The sequence below is a fragment of the Aequorivita capsosiphonis DSM 23843 genome (genome assembly GCF_000429125.1).
Lineage (GTDB): Bacteria > Bacteroidota > Bacteroidia > Flavobacteriales > Flavobacteriaceae > Aequorivita > Aequorivita capsosiphonis.
Map to the genome: position 1 here is coordinate 279,933 of NZ_AUBG01000010.1, position 6,516 is coordinate 286,448.

At 36.4% G+C, this 6,516-nt stretch carries 3 protein-coding genes; 1 reads left to right on the top strand and 2 read right to left on the bottom strand.

Annotated features, from left to right (window positions below):
* Positions 1–71: 71 nt before the first annotated feature.
* Complete coding sequence (kbl, locus tag G440_RS0109075; RefSeq protein WP_026451018.1) at positions 72–1,271, bottom strand: glycine C-acetyltransferase; 1,200 nt, start codon at positions 1,269–1,271, stop codon at positions 72–74.
* A 27-nt stretch (positions 1,272–1,298) separates the two neighbouring features.
* Positions 1,299–4,436 carry a UvrD-helicase domain-containing protein gene (locus G440_RS0109080; RefSeq protein WP_026451019.1) on the bottom strand — a complete coding sequence of 1,046 codons (3,138 nt, stop codon included), beginning with the start codon at positions 4,434–4,436 and terminating at the stop codon, positions 1,299–1,301.
* 157 nt (positions 4,437–4,593) lie between these two features.
* On the opposite strand from G440_RS0109080, the gene G440_RS0109085 reads away from it, so the two are divergent.
* Complete coding sequence (locus G440_RS0109085; RefSeq protein WP_026451020.1) at positions 4,594–5,202, top strand: superoxide dismutase; 609 nt, start codon at positions 4,594–4,596, stop codon at positions 5,200–5,202.
* Positions 5,203–6,516: the final 1,314 nt, after the last annotated feature.

Genomic DNA, 6,516 nt, shown 5'->3' on the forward strand with positions numbered 1-6,516 from the left:
AATATTATAAACAAAAGCAAATCTAATAAAATTTTCCTAAAGTCAGAGGGCTTGACACGTAAATAAAGCTTTTACTTGTCGATAACCTCTAATTTTTTTCCAATCTTAATAAAAGCGCTTATAGCTTTGTCTAAATGGTCTTTGGTGTGGGCAGCTGAAAGCTGTACACGTATTCTAGCCTGATCTTTTGGCACAACTGGAAAAAAGAATCCTATCACATAAATACTCTCCTCCAAAAGCATATCTGCCATTTTCTGGGAAAGTTTGGCATCATATAACATTACTGGCACAATGGCAGAATCGCCATCAACAATATCAAAACCGGCGGCTTTTATTCCTTTTTTGAAATAAGCAGTATTATCGGCCAGTTTATCACGAAGTGAGGTATCATTAGTCAACATGTCAAACACCTTAATTGCTCCCCCAACAAGTGCCGGAGCCAATGAGTTTGAAAATAGATAAGGTCTGGAGCGCTGACGTAACATTTCAATTATCTCCTTTTTTCCAGTAGTATAACCTCCCATCGCACCTCCAAGTGCTTTCCCCAGAGTTCCTGTAATAATATCTATACGATCCATTACACCTTTTTCCTCAAGGGTTCCTCGGCCAGTTTCACCTATAAATCCGGTGGCGTGGCATTCATCAATCATCACCATTGCATCATACTTATCTGCCAAGTCGCAAATCTTATCTAAAGGTGCAACTATGCCATCCATTGAAAACACACCATCTGTAACAATAATTTTGAAACGGGCGCCTTTTTCATTGGCAGCAATAAGCTGTTCTTCCAAATCTTTCATATCGCTATTTTTATAACGATATCTTGCAGCCTTACAAAGACGTACTCCATCAATAATAGAAGCGTGGTTCAACGAATCTGAAATAATTGCATCCTCTGCTCCAAGCAAGGGTTCAAAAACTCCCCCATTAGCATCAAAAGCAGCAGCATATAAAATAGTGTCTTCAGTACCGTAAAAATCAGCGATTTTTTGTTCTAGTTCCTTGTGGATATCTTGTGTTCCGCAAATAAAGCGGACAGAAGACATTCCAAAACCATGGGTATCCATGGCATCTTTAGCTGCTTGAATAACCTCTTTATTGGAAGAAAGCCCTAAATAATTATTTGCACAAAAGTTAATAACTTCCTGTCCAGTTGAGATTTTAATCACCGCATCTTGTGGCGACGTGATTATGCGCTCCTTTTTATAAAGACCGTTATCCTTTATGTCTTGTAGCTCTTCCTGTAAATGATTCTTTATTTTTCCGTACATATTATCTATTTTTTTAAGACTGCAAAATTAAACTTTATTTATCACTATATCGAATCCATTGGTATAGATAAGCATTTTTTTAGAAACATAAAAGCCCATCTCCATAAGCGAATTTGCATAATCTACTAATTGATCTTGGTGCGAGATCCTTGGACTTCCCGTTTTATAATCTATAATAACTACCTCATTCTCTGAATTGACATTAATCCTATCGGGTCTCATCACAATACCGTCTTTGGTTATTAGGTCTCGCTCATTATATACCACATCCGTTCCATCAAACAAATTTTTCAACTCGGGATGATGGATAATACGTTTGACCGTAGCTTTTAAAGCGGTAAGCTCATCATCCTTCACAATGGCACGTTGTTCTATTTCAGCTAAAACTCGCTCAGAATCCGCTGCCACATATATTTGCTCCATAGTATCGTGAAGAAGGTTTCCAGTAAAAATGGCGGCTTCGGTTTCTTCTTTATAATTTGCATTTGAAGTCACAATTTTCAGCCCGTGCTCCATAGGATTACTCGAAATAAAAACCGGCTCCGTTTGTGGCACAATCCTTTTTTCTTTTGAAGTTTTTACTGAATCTGTACCAAATTCATAAAGCATCTGCTCCTTGTCCCACATTCCTTTGTGTTTCAAAAATTCCATAAAAAGTTGATTATAACTTGACGGAATCCCATCTTTTGATTCTTTCGGCATTTCTGAAAAAACAAAAAGCTTTTCCACAGCTCTTGTCAACGTAACATACAACAAGTTTAAATTGTCCAGCTCCAACTGACTCTTGTGCTGCTTATACATAAGCTCCCCAAGCTCACCATAATTTGAAATTTCAGATTTATAATTTATCTGCGCTTCCTTAAACAGAAATTCTTCACTTTCCAACGGGTACCACAGTTTGTCATATTTAGCATCGTACAAATTTATATCTGCGAAGGGAAAAATAACTACAGGGAATTCCAAGCCCTTTGCTTTGTGAATGGTCATCAATTGTACCGCATTCGCTCCTTCATTGGCTGGAATAGAAGCATTGTCTTTTTTTGTTTCCCAATGGTCCAAAAACGAAATTTTATCAGCCAATGGTTGTTGTTCAAAATCATAGACTAAATCCATAAAGCCAAACAAATAGGCATCAGCACTATCCGCAAATTTCAGATTTTCAATGCAATATTCAAGAGCTTCATACAGTGAAACCGTTCGCATTTCAGCAAGTTTGAAATCAAGCTGATATTCCTTCAGATTTTGTGTGAATTTTTCTTCTGAATTTTTTAGAAATTTTTTAAAGAAGGTATGTTTCTCTTCTGAAATATTTAAATGCTCGTGTAACAGGTCGAGCAAGTTTATTTTCGCTTCTTCATTATTAGGATAAAGGCTTACTATTAAAGCGTAAACCAACATTTGTACCAATGGCGAAGATTGCAGCAGCAAGGTTTCAGATGAAATAACCGAAACACCATGCTCCATCAAAGAGGCGCCCAATACTATTCCATCTGCTTTTTTTCGGGTTAAAATACAGATATCACCGGCCGCAAATCCTTGATTTTCAAGATTGCGAATTGTTTCTAAAACCAACTCTGAATATACTTGGTCCTTTTCAGCTTTCTTTTGTTTCTCAATAAATTCTAAGCGTATATAACCGTCCTTTTTAGTATTTGTGTTTTGCTTATTACCTGATTGATATAACTTTCCGTGTTCTTCATCTGCAAAATAACCTGAGACAAAACTGAAAAATTGATTATTAAAGTCAATAATCTCTGCGCAGCTTCTGAAATTAGTACCCAGCGAAAGCACCTCTTTTTCACGCGGAAATGGATTTCCATCACTGTATAAATCCATAAATTGTTCTGGAAGTCCGCCGCGCCATCTATAAATAGATTGTTTGGCATCTCCTACCAATAAAAGGCTCCCTGAGCTGGGCTCCAATTCCTGCGTCAGCGCATTCGCAATTAGCGGGATTAGATTTTCCCATTGCAATTTTGAAGTATCCTGAAATTCATCAATAAAAAAGTGACGGTATTTTTCGCCTAAACGCTCATAAATAAAAGGCGCTGGTTGGTTTTTAATTTCTTTATTTATTAAAGAGTTGAATTCTGAAATGGGCAAAATATTTTTCTCTTCCTTAATGGTTTCAATCTCTTGGTTTACCAAATTTATCACCGAAAGTGGTGTGATGTTTTTGAGAACGTTTTCAATCAAGAGCAATTGAAAAACCAAAGATTTTGTCTGCTGAAAACTTGTGATAAATGTAGGCGTCAATTCATCAATAATTCCACCGATAGCGGCTGAGACCCTACCGGGATAAAGTGGTTTCTCGCCCATGGTTTCCTGCCATTTCGCACTAAAATTTAAATCGTATCTTCCAATGGAAAGGTTTTGAAAATGCTTCGGAAGATATTTTCCGCTGAAATCATCAATTTGCAATCCACTTTCTTCAATAAGCTGAAGGGTTTGAGAAGCTAGGTTTTCAATTTCAGCAGAAAGTGTTTTCTTATTAAGAACTAATTGTTTTTTGAACGTTAAAAAATCCTGTAATGATTTCTCTTTCAAGACCGCAACATGCGCAGAATCGTTTTCATTGTAAAGCAATTTTGCGGCATTTGCGATGTCTCTTGAAATATCCCAAGATTTGTCATCATCCGTTTTTTCTAAGGCAAAGTCCAGTAAAACTTTGGTGATTTCTTTGTTTTCCCCAGCCTTGCTCAGCAATAAATCTACGGCTTCAGAGAGAAGTTGTGGCGTATCCAGCGTCACTTCGAAATTAGTGGCCAACTTTAAATCGCGCGCAAAAGTGCGTATAATTCGATGATTGAACCTATCGATAGTTTCCACACTAAACGCGGCATAATTGTGGAGCAACTTTTTAAGAATTCTTTTTGATCGCTTCTGAATTTCTTCAGCGGTCATTCCAATTTCTTCTGAAATAATGGCTTGCATTGGCAAGGGTTCCAAAACACTATTTTCATCGCTGAAATCTACAAGCGCCTCCACAATACGTTGTTTCATTTCGGCCACTGCCTTATTGGTAAAAGTAATCGCTAAAAGATGCTTAAAATAATCATCGCTTTTTGAAGTGAGAATTTGTTTTAGATATTCCTTTACAAGCGTAAAAGTTTTTCCGCTTCCAGCTGCTGCATCGTATATTGAAAAGGAGAATTGTTTTTCCAAGAAGTTGAGTTTTGCACTAAAATAGTGTTTTTATATGTTCGGAATCAACTTTATCTATCATATCATAGAAATCTTATAAAATCTATAACACTTTAAAAAGAGGATATTGTCTAACTTTGGGTAAAATTAGTAATAACCAATAAAAAACTATATAATTATGTCATTTGAGTTACCAAAATTACCGTATGCATTTGATGCTTTAGAACCAAACATCGATGCCAAAACAATGGAAATACATCACGATAAACACCATAAAGGATATACCGATAAACTGAACGCTGCAATTGAAGGCTCTGATTTAAAGGGAAAATCCATTGAAGATATTTTAAAAAATCTTGATATGGAAAACAAGGCCGTTCGAAATAATGGTGGCGGATTTTATAATCACAGTCTTTTTTGGAAAGTTATGTCTCCAAACGGTGGCGGAAAACCTTCAGGCGATTTGGCAAAAGCTATTGACGACGCTTTCGGAAGTTTTGATGCTTTTAAAGAAAAATTTTCTGATGCAGCAAAAACACAATTTGGTTCAGGTTGGGCTTGGTTGTGTGTTCATAAAGGAGGTAAATTGGAAGTTTGTGCCACACCTAACCAAGACAATCCATTAATGCCAAAAACGGGTTGCGGTGGAAATCCAATTTTAGGATTGGATGTTTGGGAGCACGCTTATTACTTAAAATACCAAAATAAGCGTCCAGACTATGTTGGTGCATTTTGGAATGTAATTAACTGGGAGCAAGTTTCTGCCAATTACGATAAGAACAAGTAAGACCCACAAGTCAGTTTACGTTATTTTGTAAGCCGAATTGAAATTAAAATTTATATCCGCAGTCATTTATTGGCTGCGGATTTTTTTATTTCAAAAACCTGAATAGAAGTCCGTTGGAAAAGGAAACGGCTCGCAAGAAAGATTATAATAAGGAAGAAGAATCCTGAGTGCTCGCCACCACGTTTAGATTTGGGGGATAAACTTGTACACCGAAGGAGGAAAAAGAAAAGAAGAATTCTACACTCTTGACTCCTCTAATCCCGATAGCTATAGGGAGTGCTCTAAAGTATGTGCTCCTGTTTATAAAAAAAGAAGCGTTCGGGTTCATCCTTTCAAATAGCACCGTGCTTTAGCTCGGGGTTATTGGAGAAAATTTTTATTGACTTTAGCCAAACTTCTTTCATCTTATAGGATCTCTGTTTGATAAGTTAGGGCGAGAAGGTAGATAAAAACGGTTCGCAATAAAGAAGAAGAATTCTGAGTGCTCGCCACCCCTTTAGATCTGGGGCATAAACCAATCCGCCGTAGAAGGAAAAAGACATACCAATGTCATCAAAGTAAAGGAAACGGCTCGCAATATCGATTGTAATAAAGATGAAAGATCCTGAGTGCTCGCCACCCCTTTAGATCTGGGGCATAAAAAAAGGCAAACGAATGTTTGCCTTTTTTTGCCCCAAATCTACCATGAACTTAACCTACTTATGCTAATGGTAAGTTCAAATATATATTAATAAAACATCCAAAATAATTATTTTAGACAAGTTGCAGGTTTTTTCGTTAAACAACCTTGATCCCTAGGTTTTAGAATGAAAAGCATCATTTTAATACGAATCTAACAGTTTTATAAATTAATAAATCGAATATAGTTTAGTTTTAATTACATCAGTGTCCTATTAAAACATTACAAAGTTCTGTTGATTAATGATGATAGGTGTTTAGAACTTTTTCAATAAGTGACAGCTTGCTATTAAGTTTGCCATGGAATTTTTGTAGTTAAAAAGCATGCTTATTCAATCTAACCTAATTATCAATCTATTAAGGGTCAAGTCTTAGGTCTTACGTCTTTCAGCGCAGGTCTTAAATCTAAGTTGGACACGACTATTTTAATTGCCATTCTAGTTTACATGCCTATAAGAATATGTAATATTATTTTAATAAGTATTCGCAGCATGAGCCTTTCGTTGGACGATGCAAACGAAGGATTTTTCAGCAAGCGAAGGGAAAAGAAACCAACAACAAGATTTCAACACACGGGAAGTTTCCTAGAGCAATAAATTATCTTTTTTGAAGAACCTGTTTGCAAAAGGAAAAAAC

Bases quoted from the DNA above. Each gene is read 5' to 3' on its own strand.
- kbl (WP_026451018.1), bottom strand. From the start codon at position 1,271: ATGTACGGAAAAATAAAGAATCATTTACAGGAAGAGCTACAAGACATA.
- G440_RS0109085 (WP_026451020.1), top strand. From the start codon at position 4,594: ATGTCATTTGAGTTACCAAAATTACCGTATGCATTTGATGCTTTAGAA.